Here is a 16,423-nt window from a genome sequence, read left to right on the forward strand (position 1 = left end):
CACCTTCCGACCACCCCCGCCCCCTCTCCCTGATTGTGTTTCAGTCGCCGAGCAGCGGCGTCAAGGCGGGAAAGAGTACCTTGACCCCGCTGATCGGCGACTAAAGATCGGCTGTGGATCGGGGGCGGGGGAGGTCTGGTTGGGGTAGTCGGGCCGCTTCCGTTGCCGGGCGGCGGTTTGTTATTGCCCCGAAAAACCCTGTTATTCGTGGTCGTCGGCGTTTGCGCGCCTTGCTGCTTCCCTCATTTCGAAGAGGTCCGTCAGCCAGTCGCCCGTTTCCCGGGCGATGTCGCGCACCGCGCCGGTGATGATCGTCGCTATGTTGCCGATGTGGGTGGCTGCCGACTCGGTCAGCACCTGGACCGTGTCCTTGCCGCTTTCGATCGGATCGACCATCACACGTCCTCACGCCGCCGCGGAAACCCTGTCGGACGCCAGCGTATCGGGCGTCCGGTCCGCCTGCCGAGGACGCGGCGGCAACGCGAACTTCACGATCTTCTTCGCCACCGACCACAACTGCTTGTGCAGCGGCCCGGTGTTGTAGGGCAGCCCGTACTTCTCGCACACCGCCCGCACCTCCGCGGCGATCTGCGGGTACCGCCGCGCCGGGATGTCCGGGAACAGGTGGTGCTCGATCTGGTGTGAAAGGTTGCCGCTGAGGATGTGGAACAGCGGGCCGCCCGTGATGTTCGCCGAGCCGAGGATCTGGCGCAGGTACCACTGGCCCCGCGTCTCGTTCTCGGTCTCCTCCTCGGTGAAGCTCTCGACGTCGGACGGGAAGTGGCCGCAGAAGATGATCGCGAACGCCCACAGGTTGCGGGTCAGGTTCGCCGACGCGTTGCCCAGGAACGTCAGCGGCGCGAGCGGGCCGGTGAGCAGCGGGAACAATACGTAGTCCTTGCCGACCTGCTTCACCGCCTTGCGCGCCATCCGCTCGCGCATCTGCTTCAGCTCGGGGTCCGACCACTTCCGCTCACCACGCACGACCCGGTCGAACTCCAGGTCGTGCAACATCACGCCCCACTGGAAGATGAACGCCAGGACCGTCGCGTACACCGGGTTGCCCAGGTAGTACGGGTGCCACTTCTGCGCCGGGTCGATGCGCAGGATGCCGTACCCGATGTCGCGGTCCTTGTCGAGCACGTTGGTGAACGTGTGGTGGATGTAGTTGTGCGAGTGCCGCCAGTTCTCCGCGGGCGCCATCGTGTCCCACTCGAACTTCTGCGAGCTCAGCTCGGGGATGCGCGTCCAGTCGTACTGGCCGTGCATCACGTTGTGGCCGATCTCCATGTTGTCCAGGATCTTCGCCAGCGACAGCGCTCCGACCCCGGCGAGCCAGGCCGGCGGGAAGAACCCGGCGAACATCAGCGCCCGCCCGGCGACCTCCAGCCCGCGCTGGGTCTTGATCACGTTCCTGATGTAGTCGACGTCGTCCTGGCCGAGGTCGGCGACGATCCGCTGCCGGATCGCGTCCATCTCGCGGCCGAACTCCTCGATCTGCTCCGGCGTCAGCCGGTCCTGCAAGCCGGTCATGGGAAGGCTCCTCTACGCGTCGATCTCCACGTCCCCGGCTGGGACGGAGATGCAGAGCTGGATCTCTTCGTTCTCTTCGCCGGACACCTCGCCCGACTTCGCGTTCCGCACCCGGCCGCGGGCCTTGACCTTCGTGCAGGAGAAGCAGATGCCCATCCGGCACCCGTGCTCCGGGCGGAGCCCGGCCTCCTCGGCCTGTTCCAGCAGCGGGCGGCCCGAGTTGGGGAACTCGACACCGCTGTGCGCGAACCGCACGGTCCCCTCGGCCGCCGACTCGTCGATCACCAGCTCCGGCGGCGTGAACTCTTCGGTGATCAGTTGTTCACTCAATTGTTCGCTGTCGTACACGGCCCGCACGGAGTCCATCAGCGGCGCGGGCCCGCACAGGTAGGTCAGCGCGCCCGCGTACCAGGGCGCGGCCTCGACCAGGTGTTCCCGCGAGAAGAACCCGCTCAGTTCGCCGCCCGCCGCGTGCGTGCAGGCGAGCACGACCCGCACGTTCGGAGCCTGCCGCGCCAGCTCGCGGGCGTAGAGCACGTCGTCCGGGGTGTTCGCGTAGTGCAGGAACACCACCTCGCCCTGGTGCCCCTCGTCGGCGAGGGTGCGCAGCATCGACATCAGCGGGGTGATGCCGCTGCCGCCGCTGATCAGCAGCAGCTTCTCCGGTCGCGGCTCGGGCAGGGTGAACGTGCCGTCCGCCTGGGACAGGCCGAGCACCCAGCCCGGCCGGGCCCGGTAGAGGTGCTGCGACACCAGCCCCTGCGCCTTGATCGTCAGCTCCAGCCGCCCGTCCCGGTGCTGCGAACCGGCCGGCGAGTAGCACCGGGTGCGGCGCACGCCGTCGATGTCCACCGAGACCCGCACGTACTGGCCCGCCTGGAAGCCGCGCCACGCCGAACTCGGCTTCAGCGTCAGGGTGACCGTGTCGGGGGTCTGGTGCTCGACCGCGGTGACCTCGCCGCGGATCTCGCGGCGGACCAGCATCGGGTCGATGAGCTCCAGGTAGCGGTCGATGCCGTGCGGGGTGAGCAGCGCCTCGGCGATCGCGGCGAGCCGCATGATTCCTCCCCGGGAACATTTTCGGAGAACACTTGTACACTCAATGGTGGCGTACCCGGCGGGGGCGCTGTCAACCGAAGGAGGTGCGGGCGTGACGCAGGTCGCACCCGGAACCGGACGTAGGATCGGCGACGTGTCGGCCGAGTCCGTGAAGCCCGTGAGCCGGCAGGAACGCAAGCAGCGCACCCGCCAGGCCCTGCTGGACGCCGCGCTCGCCCAGCTCGCCGACCGCCCGTTCGCGGTGCTCAGCCTGCGCGAGGTGACCAAGCAGGCGGACATCGTGCCCACCGCCTTCTACCGGCACTTCACGTCGATGGACGAGCTGGGCCTGGTGCTGCTCGGCGAGTCGATGGCGGTCCTGCGCCGGATGCTCGACGCCGCGCGCGACACCGGCACCGACTTCGACCAGGTCGCCCGCACCGTCGTGCGGACCCTGCACGAGTACACCCGCGCGCACGAGGCCCACTTCCGCTTCCTGACCAGGGAACGACACGGCGGGTCCGGCGCGGTGCCGCAGGCCGCGCGCACGGAACTGCGCATGTTCGCCGGCGACCTGGCCGTCGACCTCGCCCGGTTCGACTGCCTGCGCCGCTGGCGGACGGACGACCTGCGAATGCTCGCCGACATGATCGTCACGATGCTGCTGTCCACCGCGGTGGAACTCATCGAAACCGTGCCGCGCAGCGCGGAATCCGACGAACGCATTCTGGCCACCGCGGAAAACCGGCTGAAACTGATCGCCCGCGGGGCCGAGCACTGGCAGTGACCCTCATTCGAGGGACACCGGCGGTTTGCGCGCGCCGACCGGGCTTGTCACCGTCGGATTCATGCGAAAGATCGCCGTACTGACCGCCGCCGCGTTCCTGCTGGCCACGGCGCCCGCCGCCGCCGAGCCGGCGTTTCTCACGTCGTACTACGGGAACGGCTGGGGCCTGCAGGTCGAAGGCGCCGTGACCAAGGACGGCGACCAGGCCTATTCGATCGAGCTGAGCGTTTCCGGCACCTGCCCGGCGGCGCAGATGCTGAGCACGCCGAAAATGGGTGTGCGATACCGGTCGCCGCGCGAGGACTGGCACACGGTGATGTTCCCGTGCGGCACGAATCCGGAGCCGATCAAGGGATCCGGGTACCTCTTCCCCGGTGACAGCGTGTCGATCCAGGCCATCGGCGAAGCCGGTTTCCCGCCGTCTCCCGGCTACGGCTTCGAGGTCCAGGTGCAGCCGGCGGAACCTGAGACGGCACCCACCCCGAGCTTGTGATCATCGAACACCTGTTCTAGCGTCGTGCACGGAGGGTAGGGAGTGCACGATGAACCGGCAGGACGAGGAAGACCGCCTGGAGCGGAAGCGGATCGCCGAGCTGGCGGACCAGTGGCGCTCGCTCGCGGGCGCACTGCCGTTCTGGACCCAGGAGCGCGAGGGCGACGAAATCGTGCTGCGCAACCAGTTCGGCGACGAGCTGCTGGTGACCCTGCACGGGCGCTGGGCCCAGCACTTCGCCCAGTACCTGGGCTCGCTGCAGAAGACGGCGGGCTGCGCGCTGGCCGAGCTGCTCTGGACCATCGGCGGCCACGGCGACTCGGTGCAGATCCGCCGTCAGGCACGGGAACTCCTGCGCGCGATGCTGCTCGAAGAACCCCGGCCACCCGGCCGGCAGCGGTGACGGTGCGTGACCGTCCACTCGCGACAGATCAGCTGGCCGCCAGGAAGCGCGACGCCCGCTCGGCGACCTCCCCCACCGGGGCCGCGTCCGGCCACAGTTCCACCTCACCGCGCTGGAGCAGGGCACGCGCCCGGGCGTCTGCTCGCCGCGGGTCGTGCACGACGCTGCGGCCGGCGATGATCGCCAGCACCGGCACGGCGAGAGCACGCAATTGCTCGTCGGTGAACGGGACCGGCCGCGGCAGCGTGGTCCGGAAGTGCTGGAACCCGGCGCTGAGCAGCCGTCCTTCGACGGTGTCCGCCGGGTCCGCGCCGGTCGCCCAGCGGAGGAACCGCGGCCGGGCCCAGCTCGAGACGTAGCGCAGGCCGACCGGGAGGGCCCGCAGCACCAGCCCGGGCGGCACCGGGGCGAACGTGGCGACCGGGTCGGCCAGCGTCAGCGAAGCGACCCGCTCCGGCCGCCGGACCGCGAGGTTCGCGGCCAGCCACCCGCCGGTCGAGACGCCGAGCAGGTGCGCCCGCCCGAGGCCGAGCCGGGCCAGGGTGTCGTCGAGCCAGCGTGCCTGGTCCCCGGCGTCGCGGATCGGCGCGGTCTGCTCGCTGCGACCCGGTTCGCCGAGCGGATCGACAGTGTGGACGCGGTGGCGCCGGGCCAGCGCCGGGATGCCCGCCCGGAACGCGACGCTCGTGCCGCAGCGCCCGGGCAGCAGGACGAGCGGGTCACCGGCCGTGCCGAAGCGGTAGACGCGGACCACGCCGAAGGCCGTGGGGATATCGCGCACGGCGGCCGGCTCGGGCATCGCACGCATCGCTTCGTCGTAAACGGCGTCGTAGCGTGCCCGGTTACCCGCCGACCGAAACCCGCCGAGCCCGCTCATTCGCACCTCGCCATCGTGAAATTCGGCACCGTCGCGGCCGCCGTCGGTGACCCGGCACTGACACCCCGTTGCCACTCCGAGGAAAACGGCCATGTCGATCGTCGCCTCCCCCGGCCACGAGGTCGAATCCGGGAGTTACCGTGGAAGGCATGTTCGGTATGGCCGCGGTCTGGGCGGAACGCACGTCCCGTCGGACGCTGAATCATCTGCACAGCCAGCTGGGCGCCGCGGGGCTCGTCGCCGCCGTGGCCACCGCGCCCGGTCTGGCCGCGGTGGTCGACCAGCACGCGGCCGCGGTGCGCGACATCCTCGCCGCGGGCGTGGAAGGTTCGGCGGCCGTCGCGGGAGTCGTGTTGCTCGCCGGGTACGCGCGCGGCCTGCTCGACCACGCGCGCGAAGCCGGCTGGCGGCTGACCGTGCCGCACGGCCCGGAATCGGGGCCGATGGACTGGCTGACCTTCCGCCTGCTGGCGGTCTGCACGCTGGCGAACTCGATGGACGACCCCCACTACCGCCAGGGCTTCGAACTGGAACTGCGCTAGGCGCAAGAGAACGGCCGGTCCGTCGCCGGACCGGCCGCCTCTCCCTGTGCTCCCCGTCTTGAGGGTGCTCCCCGTCGTTACCGGAAGCTCTCCGGCGGCCGCATGGTCGCGCCGCGGTCCGACCCCATGGAACCGGTCGGCTGGCGCATCTCCTGCGTGGCCTCCTCCGCGCTCGGGGTGGTCGCGCGGGTCGCGTCCTCACGGCCACGCTGGTAGGCCTCGGCGTGCGCCTTGGCGGCCGGGATCTGCTCCTCGGCGCGGCCCAGCCAGCGCTCCCAGCGCTGCTGCATCGGCTTCACCAGGCCACCGCCCATGCCGACGATGACGACACCGCCGATCGTCGCGAGCACGGTGACCAGCACCGGCGTGGTGACGGTGGTGGCGACGCCGATCTGGTTCAGGGCCGCGATGATGCCCAGCGCCCAGATGAACACCGCCGCGATCGTGCCCAGTGTCTTGCCGTAGGACAGGCCGCTCAGCGCTCCGCCGACCAGGTCCTTCACCGCGCGGGCGATCGCGCCGGCGACCACCACGATGATGATCGCGACCGCGGCCTTCGGCAGCCACGCGACGATCCCCGTCAGCAGCCCGCTCACCGGGTTCGGCCCCCACACGCCGAAGGCGAACTGCAGGGCGATCAGCAGGACCGCGTAGTACACCAGCTTGGCGATGATGTCCGAGGCGTCGTACTTGCTCTTGGCGAGCATCTGCTTGATGCCGCCGCGCTCGACCACCCGGTCGAACCCGACCTTCTCGAGCACCTTGTTCACGATCTTGCCCAGTGCTTTGGCGATGAACCAGCCGATCGCGAGGATCACCAGGAACGCGACGAACTTCGGCACGAAGGTCGCCACCGCGCTCCAGGCGTTGGACACACCCTGGCCGAAGTCGACGGCCGCCAGGTTGGACGTTGCCACTGGCCTCTCTCCCTTCCGTTGCAGGAGCAACCTGCGCCCCGTTTCTGAAGCGCTTTCGATGAAGTGGCTACCCAGCCCTGGCAGGGCCACACTTCAATGACCTGCAGGTATCCCCCACGCGTGTGATGCAGGACCCATCGCGGCAGGGGTACCAAAACGGCTCCCACCGGCGGTTTCGCGACGATTTCGCGGCCGCGCCGACCGGGTGGAAAAAGTCAGTCGGCCGCCGCTCGCGCGGGGCGTCGCGCCGGCACGGCGATGCGGCTGATGTCGGATGCCACCACGATCTCGCCGCCGAACGACGCGGCCGCCTCGGCGCGGAACGCCTCCGGGTCCGGGTAGCGCTGCGAGAAGTGCGACAGGACCAGCTTCCGCACCCCGCACTCCGCCGCCACCCGCCCGGCCTGCGCGGCTGTCAGGTGCCCGTACTCGGTCGCCAGCGCGGCGTCCGCGGACAGGAACGTCGACTCGATCACCAGCAGGTCCGCGTGCTCGGCCAGCTCGAAGACGCCGTCGCAGAGCCGGGTGTCCATCACGAACGCGAACCGCTGGCCCCGGCGCGGCTCGCTCACCGCCGGCAGCTCGACCCGCCGCTCGCCGACCTCGACGAACCCGTCCCGCTGCAGCTGCCCGACCGCGGGGCCACGCACGCCCAGCGCCGCCAGCCGGTCCGGCAGCATCCGCCGGGTGTCCGGCTCGACCAGCTGGTACCCGAACGACTCGACAGGGTGCGACAGCCGCCGCGCGAGCAGACGGCCGAACGCGCCGCGCGCGATCTCACCCGGCTCGGCCACCGGCGACTCCACCAGCTCCGCCGTCTCGCGGAAGGCGCTCGCGTGCCGCAGCCTCGCGAAGTACTCCGCGCCGGAGGCCGGGTAGTGCGCGACCACCGGGTGCCGCACCCCGTCCAGCGACAACCGCTGCACCACGCCCGGCACGCCGAGGCAGTGGTCGCCGTGGAAGTGGCTCAGGCAGATCCGCGTGATCGAACTGGCCGCCACCCCGGCGAACAGCATCTGCCGCTGTGTGCCCTCGCCGGGGTCGAACAGCAGCCCCTCGCCGTCCCAGCGCAGCAGGTAGCCGTTGTGGTTGCGGGTGCGCGTCGGCACCTGGCTTCCGGTCCCCAGCACCACCAGTTCACGCACGGACACCCCCCGACCCTAGGCCGCGCAGCCGCAACGCCGTCCACAGCTCCGCCCGCACGTCCGGGTCGTCGAGATCGCGCCCGGTCAGCTCGGCCACCTTCGCGATGCGGTTGCGCAGGGTGTGCCGGTGGACGCCGAGCCGCGCCGCCGCCGGGTCCCACTGCCCGTGCCGCCGCAGCCACTCCGCGAGCGACGCCACCAGGTCGCCACGCCCGGTCTCGTCGTGGCGCACCAACGGTTCCAGCACCGCCGCGGCAAACGCTTGCGCCTCCTCCGCGGGCAGCAGCGAGACCAGGTCGCCGCGGAACCGCACCAGCTCAGTCGTCGACGCGACGCGCGTCGCCCGCTGGTGCGCCTGCGCCAGCTCGGCGTAACCGGCCGCCGGCGCCACCCCGCCGGCCAGCTCCGGGGACCAGCCGGACGGCGCGATCGCCACGACGAACCCGTCCAGCTCGGCGGCGAACGCCGGGCTGCCGTCGAGGGCGTCGAGCACGCGCTCGGCCTGACCGGTCAACGCGAACACCTCGACCGGTTCCGGCGGCAGGCCGACGATCCCGGCGACCAGCTCGTGCTGCCCGGCCAGCAACAAACGCATACATGCGGTATGTACCTTGCGGCGCTCCGACTCCAGCCCGCGCGCTCGCGTCAACGTGAGGGTGAGCAGTGACGCGGCAGCGCTCAGCACGTGCCCGCTGGTCCGGTCGAACGGCTCCGGCCGCCCGGCGACGAGGAACCCCTGGTTGCGCAGCACCTGGACGACCACGTGCTGCCCGTCCACCTCGAAACTGGCGCTCGCCGGCCCGCCACGCAGCCGCGCCAGCTCGCCCGCCACCGACGGCAGCCGTTCCGCGGCCGCCGCCGGGGCGGCCCGCACCAGCTCGCCGCCGCGGCCGACCAGCAGCACGAACCCGTCGAGCAGCCGAGCCAGCCGTCGCACCGCCGCGTCCGGCCCGCGCAACGCCGCCCGCGTCAGCTCCTGCTGCGCCGCATTGGTGGCGGTGACCTCGGCGTAGGAGTCCGCAGCGAGGGCCGCCGACACCGCCTTGCTGATCGCGATGAACGGCGTCCGCCGCGGCACCTCCAGCAGCGGCAGCCCGGCGTCGGCGGCGGCCCGCACCAGCGCGGCGGGCGCCTCGGCGTGGCTGAGCCCGATGCCGAACCCGAGCCCGGCCAGCCCCCGCGCCGTCAGCCTGGTGACGTACTCAGGCTCGCCGGACAGCCGCAATCCCGTGGTCAGCAGCAGCTCGCCGCCTTCGAGGAACGGCGTCGGGTCGTCCAGCTCGCTGACGTGCACCCACCCCACCGGGCGGTCCAAACCGGACTCCCCGGCCAGCACGCGCAGACCGAGCGTCGGGTCGGCGAGGAGTCGCCGCAGGGTCACCGGCACGACCACCACTCTGCCACTTCGTCCAGTTCTCCGAGCCCTTATTGGCCGGTTCGGCCATTTCCGTCCGCGCCGGGCGAGCAGATGCTGGACCGATGAGCTTCCCCTATCGGGTCGCCGGGCGCCCGGCGACGAGCGACGACCTCGTCGAAGTCCGCAACCCCCGCGACGGCGCGCTCGCCGGAACCACCAGCAACGCGACCGCGGCCGACGTCGAAGCCGCCGTCGCCGCCGCGCACGACGTCCGGCACGAGGTCGCGCAGCTGCCGGCGTACGTGCGCGCGGACGCCCTCGACCACGTCTCCCGGCGCCTGGCCGAGCGCGCCGACGAGATCGCGGACCTGATCCACGCCGAGTCGGGCAAGCCGCTGAAGTGGGCGCGGGCCGAGGTCGGGCGCGGGGTGTCGACCTTCCGCTGGGCCGCCGAGGAGGCCCGCCGGTTCTCCGGCGAGCTGCAGCGGCTCGACACCGACGCCGCCTCCGCCGGGCGGCTGGCGCTGGTCCGGCGCGCGCCGCGTGGGCCGGTCCTGGGGATCACCCCGTTCAACTTCCCGCTCAACCTCGTCGCCCACAAGGTGGCCCCGGCGATCGCCGCGGGCTGCCCGATCGTGCTCAAGCCCGCGCCCGCGACCCCGCTGACCGCGCTGGTGCTGGGCGAGCTGCTCGCCGAGACCGGCCTGCCCGCCGGCTCGTGGTCGGTCCTGCCGATGCCGAACGAGGCGGCGAGCGAGCTGGTCGCCGATCCGCGGTTGCCGGTCGTGTCGTTCACCGGGTCCGGACCGGTCGGCTGGTCGATCCAGGACCGGGTGCCGCGCAAGCACGTGACCCTGGAGCTGGGCGGCAACGCGGCGGCGATCGTCTGCCCAGACTGGACGGACCTGGAGTTCGCGGCGCAGCGCATCGCGACCTTCGGCACGTACCAGGGCGGCCAGTCGTGCATCTCGGTGCAGCGGGTCTACGCGCACCGCGACGTGTACGCCGAGCTGGCCGACCGGGTCGTCGCCCACGTGCGCAAGCTGGACGTGGACGGCGAGGTCGGCCCGCTGATCAACGAGGCGGCCGCGGTGCGGGTGCAGTCGTGGGTCGACGACGCGGTCGCGTCGGGCGCCGAGCTGCTCGCCGGCGGGACGCGGCAGGGCGCGACCGTGGCGCCGACCGTGCTCGCCGGTGCGCCCGAGGACTGCGCGGTCAACGCCGAGGAGATCTTCGGCCCGGTGCTGTCGCTCGCGCCGGTCGACTCGGTGGAGGAGGCCTTCGAGCGGGTCAACGCGTCGCGGTTCGGTCTGCAGGCCGGGGTCTTCACGCACGACCTGCGGGTCGCGTTCGAGGCGTCGGCGCGGCTGGAGGTCGGCGGCGTGGTGGTCGGCGACGTGCCGAGCTACCGGGCCGACCAGATGCCCTACGGCGGGGTGAAGGAATCCGGCACCGGCCGGGAGGGGGTCCGCGCGGCCATGGAAGACCTCACTGAGCAGCGGGTTCTCGTGCTGACCGGGGTGCGCTGAAGATTTCCGAAAGAAAATTGTCCGCCGTTGTCGATTCGCCCGGTGCTCGATCGATGTCATCGTGACGGTCCCATTGGGGACCACCTCGACAGCAGGGAGAAGACGATGAAGTTCATGGTCCTGGTCAAGGGCGACGAGAACACCGAGGCCGGCGCCATGCCCACCGAGCAGGAGCTGGCGGACATGACCAAGTTCAACGAGGAGCTGGTCAAGGCCGGTGTGATGCTGGCGGGCGAGGGCCTGCACCCGAGCTCGAAGGGTGCGCGGGTGCGGTACTCCAGCGAGGGCACGACCGTGATCGACGGCCCGTTCGCGGAGTCGAAGGAGCTGATCGCGGGCTTCTGGATCCTCGACGTGAAGTCGAAGGAGGAGGCCGTCGAGTGGCTGAAGCGGGCGCCGTTCCGGGACACCGAGATCGAGATCCGGCAGGTGTTCGAGGCCGAGGACTTCGGCGAGGCGTACACGCCGGAGCTGCGTGAGGCCGAGGACCGGATGCGGCAGAAGATCGAGGAGCAGCACGGGCGGTAGGAACTTGCCCTCGCCGCGGTGAGGTGGTGTGCTCGGTGACCGTGACGGTCACCGAGGCACATCGCACCATCGACGCCGTGTGGCGCATCGAGTCCGCGAAGCTGATCGCCGCGCTGACGCGCATGGTGCGCGACGTCGGGCTGGCCGAGGAGCTGGCGCAGGACGCGCTGGTGGCGGCGCTGGAGCAGTGGCCGTCGTCGGGTGTGCCGTCGAACCCGGGCGCGTGGCTGATGACGATCGCCAAGCGCCGCGCGATCGACCACTTCCGGCACCTGAAGATGGCGGAGCGCAAGCACGAGGAGATCGGGCTCGACCTGGAGACGACGCAGCAGGCGATCGAGGTCGAGCCGGACGAGGTGCCGGACGACCTGCTGCGGTTGATCTTCACGGCGTGCCACCCGGTGCTGAAGACGGAGGCACGGGTGGCGCTGACGTTGCGCTTGCTGGGCGGGTTGACGACGGACGAGATCGCGCGTGCGTTCCTGGTGCCGGAGTCGACGGTGGCGCAGCGGATCGTGCGGGCGAAGCGGACGCTGGCGCAGAAGAAGGTGCCGTTCGAGGTGCCCGCCGTGCCGGAGCTGGCGGAGCGGCTGGGGTCCGTGCTGGAGGTCGTGTACCTGATCTTCAACGAGGGCTATTCCGCGACCGCCGGCGACGACTGGATGCGCCCCCAGCTGTGCGCCGACGCGATGCGGCTGGGGCGGATCCTGGCCGGGCTGGCGCCGCAGGAGCCCGAGGTGTTCGGGCTGGTGGCGTTGATGGAGTTGCAGGCTTCGCGGTCCAGGGCGCGGGTGACGCCGGACGGTGAGCCGATCCTGTTGCTGGACCAGAACCGGGCGAAGTGGGACCGGTTGCTGATCGGGCATGGGCTGGCGGCGCTGGAGCGGGCGGAGAGCCTGTCGCGGGCGCGTGGACCGTACGTGCTGCAGGCGGCGATCGCGGCGTGCCATGCCCGGGCGGGTGCGCCGGAGGACACCGATTGGGAGCGGATCGCGGCGCTGTACGGGGAGCTGGCGGAGGTGACGCCGTCGCCGGTGGTGGAGCTGAACCGTGCCGTGGCGGTCTCGATGGCTTCGGGCCCGGAGGCGGCGCTGCCGTTGGTGGACGAGCTGGCGGCCTCGCCGGCACTCGCGAGGTACCACCTGCTACCCACAGTGCGAGGCGACTTGCTCGCAAAGGTGGGTCGGCTGGCGGAGGCGCGGGCGGAGTTCGAACGGGCGGCTTCGCTGACGCGGAATTCGCGGGAGCGGGATGTGCTGCTGGCGCGAGCTAAGGCTGCTGCTGGGGAGTAGGTGGGGTTTCTGACGGCTGTCCGGAGTGGACGGTTCATGTTGGTGCGAGTGGTCCTTTCGCGGGGGGATGAACGGACCGTTCACCTTGATGCGGCTGGTCTCTTCGTGCGGCGCTGGCTCGACCGTTCATCGTGATGCAGCTGGTCTCTTCGTGTGGCGTTGACTCGACCGTTCATTGCGGTGCGACTAATGGACCGTCCATCGTCGCGCCGCTGGCCCCACGCGCGGGGATGAACGGATCGTTCATCGCCGCCGCCACCGCCTGTCCACCCGTGCGTGATTGAAAGGACCATTCGTCAGGTCACCGCTGGCCCAACGGCTGCACCGGTGAAGCGGTGCAGCCGTGAAGCGATGAATGGACCATTCATCGAGGTACCACCGGCCCACCCACTCGCGAAGGCATGAACGCGCCATCCATCGACACACGACCGGCCCACCCGCGAACCTATGAACGGCCCATTCATCGAGGCGCGACATGCCTACCCGCCCCGAAGGCATGAACGGACCGTTCATCAAGCCACGACATGCTGCCCCGCTCGCGAAGGCATGAATGGACCGTTCATCTACCCATGAACGGATCGTTCATCCACACACCACAAACCCCACCACCGCCGCGTGAATGGGCCATTCATCAAACCCGCTCGATCCCCTCCCCACGCGGGAGCCGTAGCAACTGCAGCTAGAGCGACCCCAGCCCAGCCTCTAGCAGATCGAACATCCGCTCCCCAGCCCGCCCCACCGCCGCCGCGATCTCTGGTTCCGGCTCGCCGGCTGCGGTGCGTCGCAGGACCTCGTCGAACAGCAGGCGGTGCACGCCGGCGATCTGGGCCGCCGCGGCGCGCGCCGTGTCCTCATCGAAGTCCGACAGCGCAGTAGCCAGCGCCTTCTCCCGCTCCTCGTGCAACTCACGCAACCGCGCGAGCAGCGTCGGGCTCTCGACGACCATCCGCGCGAACTCCGGCCCCGAGAAACCCAACAGCGCATCCCGGCGCTCGAGCCCCGCCCGCCACGCGCGACGGAACGCCGGCACCAGCGGCCGCCCCCGCACCTCGGCCAGGCTCGCCACGAATGACTCGTGCACGTCGAAGACCAGGTCCTCCTTCCGCGGGAAGTGGTTGGTGACCGTCATCTTCGCCACCTCCGCCGCCTCCGCGACCTGCGCGATCGTCACCTCCTCGAACCCCCGCGAGATGAACAACCGCGTCGCCGCGTCGGAGATCGCCTGCCGTGTCCGCTGCTTCCTCAACCCGCGCTCCACGGACCCACCCTACGCTATGCTTAACCTAATATTAGGTCCGACCTAACAAAACTCGGAGGCCGAGATGCGGCTCATGACCGTCCACGCCCACCCCGACGACGAGTCCAGCAAGGGCGCCGCCACGATGGCGCGCTACGCCGCGGCAGGCGCGGACGTCCTGGTCGTCACCTGCACCGGCGGCGAGCGCGGCGACGTCCTCAACCCGCGCCTGGACACCCCTGAAGTCCGCGCGAACCTGCCCGAGATCCGCCGCCGGGAGATGGCCCGCGCGAGCGAGATCCTCGGTGTGCGGCAACGGTTCCTCGGCTTCCGCGACTCCGGCCTCACCGACGACCCGCCCGCCGACAGCTTCGCCCGGCAACCCCTCGGCACCGCCGTCGACAGGCTCGTCGAGGTCATCCGCGAGTTCCGCCCGGACGTGCTCGTCACCTACGACGAGACCGGCGGCTACCCACACCCCGACCACATCCGCACCCACCAGGTCGCGGTCGCTGCGTTCGACGCCGTCGCCGAGACGCCCTGGCAGATCGCCAAGCTCTACTACCTCGCCACCCTCACCAAGGAGTGGTTCCAGGCCATGCACGACGCCCTCACCGCACGCGGCCTCGACTCCGGCATGGCCGAGGTCCTCGCCGAACTGCCGGACACCCACACCCCAATCACCACGCGGATCCACTGCGCTGACCAGTTCGACACCCGCGACCGCGCCCTGCTCGCCCACGAGACCCAGGTCGGCCCCGACAACCCGTTCCTGCGCCACCCGCGCGACGTCGAACGCGAGGTGTGGCCGACCGAGGACTACGTCCTGGCCCGCTCGCTCGTCCCGGCCGACCTGCCGGAGGACGACCTGTTCGCCGGGATCACGGCTGCTGCGGCGGATCCAGCATGACCGTCGAATCCGCAGGCGCCGGCTCGACCTGCTTGCGCCGCCGCTCCCGGAACACCCACCCGCCGACCACGCCCGACCCGAACCCGAACAGGTGCCCCTGCCAGCTGATGCCCTCCTCGGCCGGCAGCAGCGCGGTGAACTGGTAGGCGAAGCACAGCGCCATCACGAGCCCGATCACGATGTCGATCGGGCGCCGGTCGAACAAGCCACGCACGATGATGTAGCCGAAGTAGCCCAGCACCACGCCGCTCGCGCCGGCGGTCACCCCGTTCGGCGGCGATACCAGCCACACGCCGAGCCCGCTGCCGACCACGATCAGCGCCGTCACCCCGAGGAACTTCCGCACCCCGCGGTAGGCGGCGAGGAATCCGAAGATGAACAGCGGCCCGGAATTGCTTTCGATGTGCGCCCAGCTGAAATGCAGGAACGGCGCGGTCAGCGCTTCGGGCAGCGAACTCAGCTCGCGGGCGCGGATGCCGAAGTCGAAGCTCAGCGCGTAGTCGGTGGCCCAGTTGACGATCTGCACGATCCAGATGACGGCCAGGAACCCGACCATCACCCACAGCGCCTTGCGCGCCTCGGCGATCATGGCCTGGGCTTCGGCGCCGCTGGGCAACGCGCGTTCCTTCATCCGGTCAGGGTAATGGAATTATCGGCGTTTTCCCGGCGAATCCGGAGCGCGGACGCGAGCAGGGTGACCACTAGCCCGGCAGCGCCCCACAGCACCAGCACGGTGATCGGGCCGCCGGTCGCGTTCCCGGCGAAGTAGACCTCGTCGCGGATCGCCTCGGTGCCGGCGCCGTTGGGCAGCCAGTCGCCGATCGCGCGCCAGAACGGCGGCAGCAGCTCGGCCTGGTAGGCGCCGCCCGCGCTCGGGTTGCCGAGCACCACGAAGATCAGCACGGTGATGCCGACGCCGATCACCCCGAACAGCACCTGGAAGGCCATGGTGACGGTCGCCGCCGCGAAGGTGAGGGCCGCGCCGATCCACCACAGGGACAGGAAGTGGCCGGTCAGCGCGCCGAGGACCTGGTCGACGACCAGCGCGCCGCCCAGGCCGGACACGATCGCGTAGGGCACCATCGCGGCGAGCCGGATCACCGTCCGGCGCAGCGTCGCGGGACGGGCGCCCTTCGCGATGCCGAGTGCGGCGGCGGCGAGGTAGCCGCCGACGAGCCAGCCGACGACCGCGTAGAAGGCGGTCAGCCCGCGGGCGTCGCCGGCCTGTGGTGGGACGAGGTCCTGCACGACCGGAGCGCGGTTCTGGGCGGCGCCGAGTTCGGTGAAGACCTGCTCGACGGCGGTGGCGAGGGCCGGGCCCGCGGCGGTCGCGACCAGGAGGGTGCCGCTGTCGGCGAGGTAGGCCGCCTCCACGTCGCGGTCGAGGACCCGTTGGCGCGCGTCGTCCGCGTTCGGGCTCGGTGACGCCTCGACGGGCGTGCCGTCGAGGGCGTTGATGCGGTCGACCGTCTGTTGTGGACCGACGACTGCGACGGCGACCCGGTGCGGCGACGGGCTGTGGAAGGCGCCGACGTAGGACAGGATGAAGCCGAGCTGCAGGAGCAGCACCCCGAGCACCAGCAGAACGGTCCGCGGGGCGATCGCGTCCCGCAGATCGTGCGCAAGGCTCCGCGGTTCTTCGCTGGTCATGGCCCCGAACCTAGGCGCGGCCGGGCCCAGCCGCGCGGCGAAGATTCACTCGATCCCGCTGTCATTCAGCTGTGACGCGCCCGGCGGCGAAAGCTGCGGGCGGCACCGGACGGTGACACCGGGCGGCACCGCCACGGCGCATCACTCGATCCGCTGTCCTCCGAGCAGCGCGGCCCGCCGCGTGA

Annotated in this window: 18 protein-coding genes; 8 read left to right on the top strand and 10 right to left on the bottom strand. The window is 70.9% G+C overall.

Annotated elements, in window-relative coordinates; all coding sequences use genetic code 11:
• Positions 1-201: 201 nt before the first annotated feature.
• From L2C96_RS38590 to L2C96_RS38600, 3 genes are read right to left on the bottom strand one after another with little or no spacing between them, the layout of a single operon-like run.
• On the bottom strand, positions 202-396 hold the full coding sequence (locus tag L2C96_RS38590; RefSeq protein ID WP_017985072.1) for a hypothetical protein: 195 nt from the start codon (positions 394-396) through the stop codon (positions 202-204).
• Positions 397-405: 9 nt separating this feature from the next.
• Positions 406-1,533 carry a fatty acid desaturase family protein gene (locus L2C96_RS38595; RefSeq protein WP_020421623.1) on the bottom strand — a complete coding sequence of 376 codons (1,128 nt, stop codon included), beginning with the start codon at positions 1,531-1,533 and terminating at the stop codon, positions 406-408.
• A gap of 12 nt (positions 1,534-1,545) precedes the next feature.
• The gene (locus L2C96_RS38600; RefSeq protein WP_237339635.1) at positions 1,546-2,592 is read right to left on the bottom strand and encodes a ferredoxin reductase; all 1,047 of its coding nucleotides are present in this window, start codon (positions 2,590-2,592) and stop codon (positions 1,546-1,548) included.
• 91 nt (positions 2,593-2,683) lie between these two features.
• On the opposite strand from L2C96_RS38600, the gene L2C96_RS38605 reads away from it, so the two are divergent.
• From L2C96_RS38605 to L2C96_RS38615, 3 genes are read left to right on the top strand one after another with little or no spacing between them, the layout of a single operon-like run.
• A complete protein-coding gene (locus L2C96_RS38605; RefSeq protein WP_237339636.1) occupies positions 2,684-3,358 on the top strand; it encodes a TetR family transcriptional regulator in 675 nt (224 codons plus the stop codon).
• Positions 3,359-3,383: 25 nt separating this feature from the next.
• Positions 3,384-3,851 (top strand): hypothetical protein, encoded by a 468-nt coding sequence (locus tag L2C96_RS38610; RefSeq protein WP_237339637.1) that lies wholly within the window; start codon positions 3,384-3,386, stop codon positions 3,849-3,851.
• Between the two features lie 49 nt (positions 3,852-3,900).
• The gene (locus L2C96_RS38615) at positions 3,901-4,254 is read left to right on the top strand and encodes a hypothetical protein (protein ID WP_020421627.1); all 354 of its coding nucleotides are present in this window, start codon (positions 3,901-3,903) and stop codon (positions 4,252-4,254) included.
• 28 nt (positions 4,255-4,282) lie between these two features.
• Here the strand turns inward: L2C96_RS38615 and L2C96_RS38620 are convergent, their stop codons facing one another.
• Positions 4,283-5,062 carry an alpha/beta fold hydrolase gene (locus tag L2C96_RS38620; protein ID WP_237339638.1) on the bottom strand — a complete coding sequence of 260 codons (780 nt, stop codon included), beginning with the start codon at positions 5,060-5,062 and terminating at the stop codon, positions 4,283-4,285.
• 227 nt (positions 5,063-5,289) lie between these two features.
• On the opposite strand from L2C96_RS38620, the gene L2C96_RS38625 reads away from it, so the two are divergent.
• A complete protein-coding gene (locus tag L2C96_RS38625; RefSeq protein ID WP_237339654.1) occupies positions 5,290-5,673 on the top strand; it encodes a DUF6401 family natural product biosynthesis protein in 384 nt (127 codons plus the stop codon).
• A 77-nt stretch (positions 5,674-5,750) separates the two neighbouring features.
• On the opposite strand, the gene L2C96_RS38630 is transcribed toward L2C96_RS38625, so the two are convergent.
• The 3 genes from L2C96_RS38630 to L2C96_RS38640 all read right to left on the bottom strand — a co-directional run bounded on the left by L2C96_RS38630 (position 5,751) and on the right by L2C96_RS38640 (position 9,131).
• Entirely contained in the window at positions 5,751-6,590 is an 840-nt protein-coding gene (locus L2C96_RS38630) for a mechanosensitive ion channel family protein (protein ID WP_237339639.1), read from the bottom strand.
• A 215-nt stretch (positions 6,591-6,805) separates the two neighbouring features.
• On the bottom strand, positions 6,806-7,741 hold the full coding sequence (locus tag L2C96_RS38635; protein ID WP_237339640.1) for a ribonuclease Z: 936 nt from the start codon (positions 7,739-7,741) through the stop codon (positions 6,806-6,808).
• Complete coding sequence (locus tag L2C96_RS38640; protein ID WP_237339641.1) at positions 7,728-9,131, bottom strand: PucR family transcriptional regulator; 1,404 nt, start codon at positions 9,129-9,131, stop codon at positions 7,728-7,730. The genes L2C96_RS38635 and L2C96_RS38640 overlap by 14 nt, the downstream gene beginning before the upstream one ends.
• A gap of 83 nt (positions 9,132-9,214) precedes the next feature.
• On the opposite strand from L2C96_RS38640, the gene L2C96_RS38645 reads away from it, so the two are divergent.
• The 3 genes from L2C96_RS38645 to L2C96_RS38655 all read left to right on the top strand — a co-directional run bounded on the left by L2C96_RS38645 (position 9,215) and on the right by L2C96_RS38655 (position 12,441).
• Entirely contained in the window at positions 9,215-10,621 is a 1,407-nt protein-coding gene (locus L2C96_RS38645; RefSeq protein WP_237339642.1) for an aldehyde dehydrogenase family protein, read from the top strand.
• A 105-nt stretch (positions 10,622-10,726) separates the two neighbouring features.
• Entirely contained in the window at positions 10,727-11,149 is a 423-nt protein-coding gene (locus tag L2C96_RS38650; protein WP_020421634.1) for a YciI family protein, read from the top strand.
• Positions 11,150-11,172: 23 nt separating this feature from the next.
• Entirely contained in the window at positions 11,173-12,441 is a 1,269-nt protein-coding gene (locus tag L2C96_RS38655) for an RNA polymerase sigma factor (RefSeq protein WP_372491311.1), read from the top strand.
• 679 nt (positions 12,442-13,120) lie between these two features.
• On the opposite strand, the gene L2C96_RS38660 is transcribed toward L2C96_RS38655, so the two are convergent.
• Complete coding sequence (locus tag L2C96_RS38660; protein ID WP_237339643.1) at positions 13,121-13,687, bottom strand: TetR/AcrR family transcriptional regulator; 567 nt, start codon at positions 13,685-13,687, stop codon at positions 13,121-13,123.
• Positions 13,688-13,763: 76 nt separating this feature from the next.
• On the opposite strand from L2C96_RS38660, the gene mca reads away from it, so the two are divergent.
• Positions 13,764-14,588 (top strand): mycothiol conjugate amidase Mca, encoded by an 825-nt coding sequence (gene mca / locus L2C96_RS38665; protein WP_237339644.1) that lies wholly within the window; start codon positions 13,764-13,766, stop codon positions 14,586-14,588.
• Here mca and L2C96_RS38670 read toward each other — a convergent pair.
• Both L2C96_RS38670 and L2C96_RS38675 read right to left on the bottom strand, forming a co-directional pair.
• Positions 14,560-15,219, bottom strand: coding sequence for a rhomboid family intramembrane serine protease (locus L2C96_RS38670; RefSeq protein ID WP_020421638.1), 660 nt, complete (start codon positions 15,217-15,219; stop codon positions 14,560-14,562). The two genes, mca and L2C96_RS38670, sit on opposite strands and share 29 nt — an antisense overlap.
• On the bottom strand, positions 15,216-16,238 hold the full coding sequence (locus L2C96_RS38675) for an ABC-2 transporter permease (protein WP_237339645.1): 1,023 nt from the start codon (positions 16,236-16,238) through the stop codon (positions 15,216-15,218). The genes L2C96_RS38670 and L2C96_RS38675 overlap by 4 nt, the downstream gene beginning before the upstream one ends.
• Between the last annotated feature and the right edge of the window lie 185 nt (positions 16,239-16,423).

It is taken from the genome of Amycolatopsis tucumanensis, assembly GCF_021654135.1.
GTDB classification, from domain to species: domain Bacteria; phylum Actinomycetota; class Actinomycetes; order Mycobacteriales; family Pseudonocardiaceae; genus Amycolatopsis_E; species Amycolatopsis_E tucumanensis.

Bases quoted from the DNA above. Each gene is read 5' to 3' on its own strand.
- L2C96_RS38625 (WP_237339654.1), top strand. From the start codon at position 5,290: ATGGCCGCGGTCTGGGCGGAACGCACGTCCCGTCGGACGCTGAATCAT.
- L2C96_RS38645 (WP_237339642.1), top strand. From the start codon at position 9,215: ATGAGCTTCCCCTATCGGGTCGCCGGGCGCCCGGCGACGAGCGACGAC.
- L2C96_RS38650 (WP_020421634.1), top strand. From the start codon at position 10,727: ATGAAGTTCATGGTCCTGGTCAAGGGCGACGAGAACACCGAGGCCGGC.
- L2C96_RS38595 (WP_020421623.1), bottom strand. From the start codon at position 1,533: ATGACCGGCTTGCAGGACCGGCTGACGCCGGAGCAGATCGAGGAGTTC.
- L2C96_RS38615 (WP_020421627.1), top strand. From the start codon at position 3,901: ATGAACCGGCAGGACGAGGAAGACCGCCTGGAGCGGAAGCGGATCGCC.
- mca (WP_237339644.1), top strand. From the start codon at position 13,764: ATGCGGCTCATGACCGTCCACGCCCACCCCGACGACGAGTCCAGCAAG.
- L2C96_RS38600 (WP_237339635.1), bottom strand. From the start codon at position 2,592: ATGCGGCTCGCCGCGATCGCCGAGGCGCTGCTCACCCCGCACGGCATC.
- L2C96_RS38590 (WP_017985072.1), bottom strand. From the start codon at position 396: ATGGTCGATCCGATCGAAAGCGGCAAGGACACGGTCCAGGTGCTGACC.
- L2C96_RS38670 (WP_020421638.1), bottom strand. From the start codon at position 15,219: ATGAAGGAACGCGCGTTGCCCAGCGGCGCCGAAGCCCAGGCCATGATC.
- L2C96_RS38620 (WP_237339638.1), bottom strand. From the start codon at position 5,062: ATGCGTGCGATGCCCGAGCCGGCCGCCGTGCGCGATATCCCCACGGCC.
- L2C96_RS38675 (WP_237339645.1), bottom strand. From the start codon at position 16,238: ATGACCAGCGAAGAACCGCGGAGCCTTGCGCACGATCTGCGGGACGCG.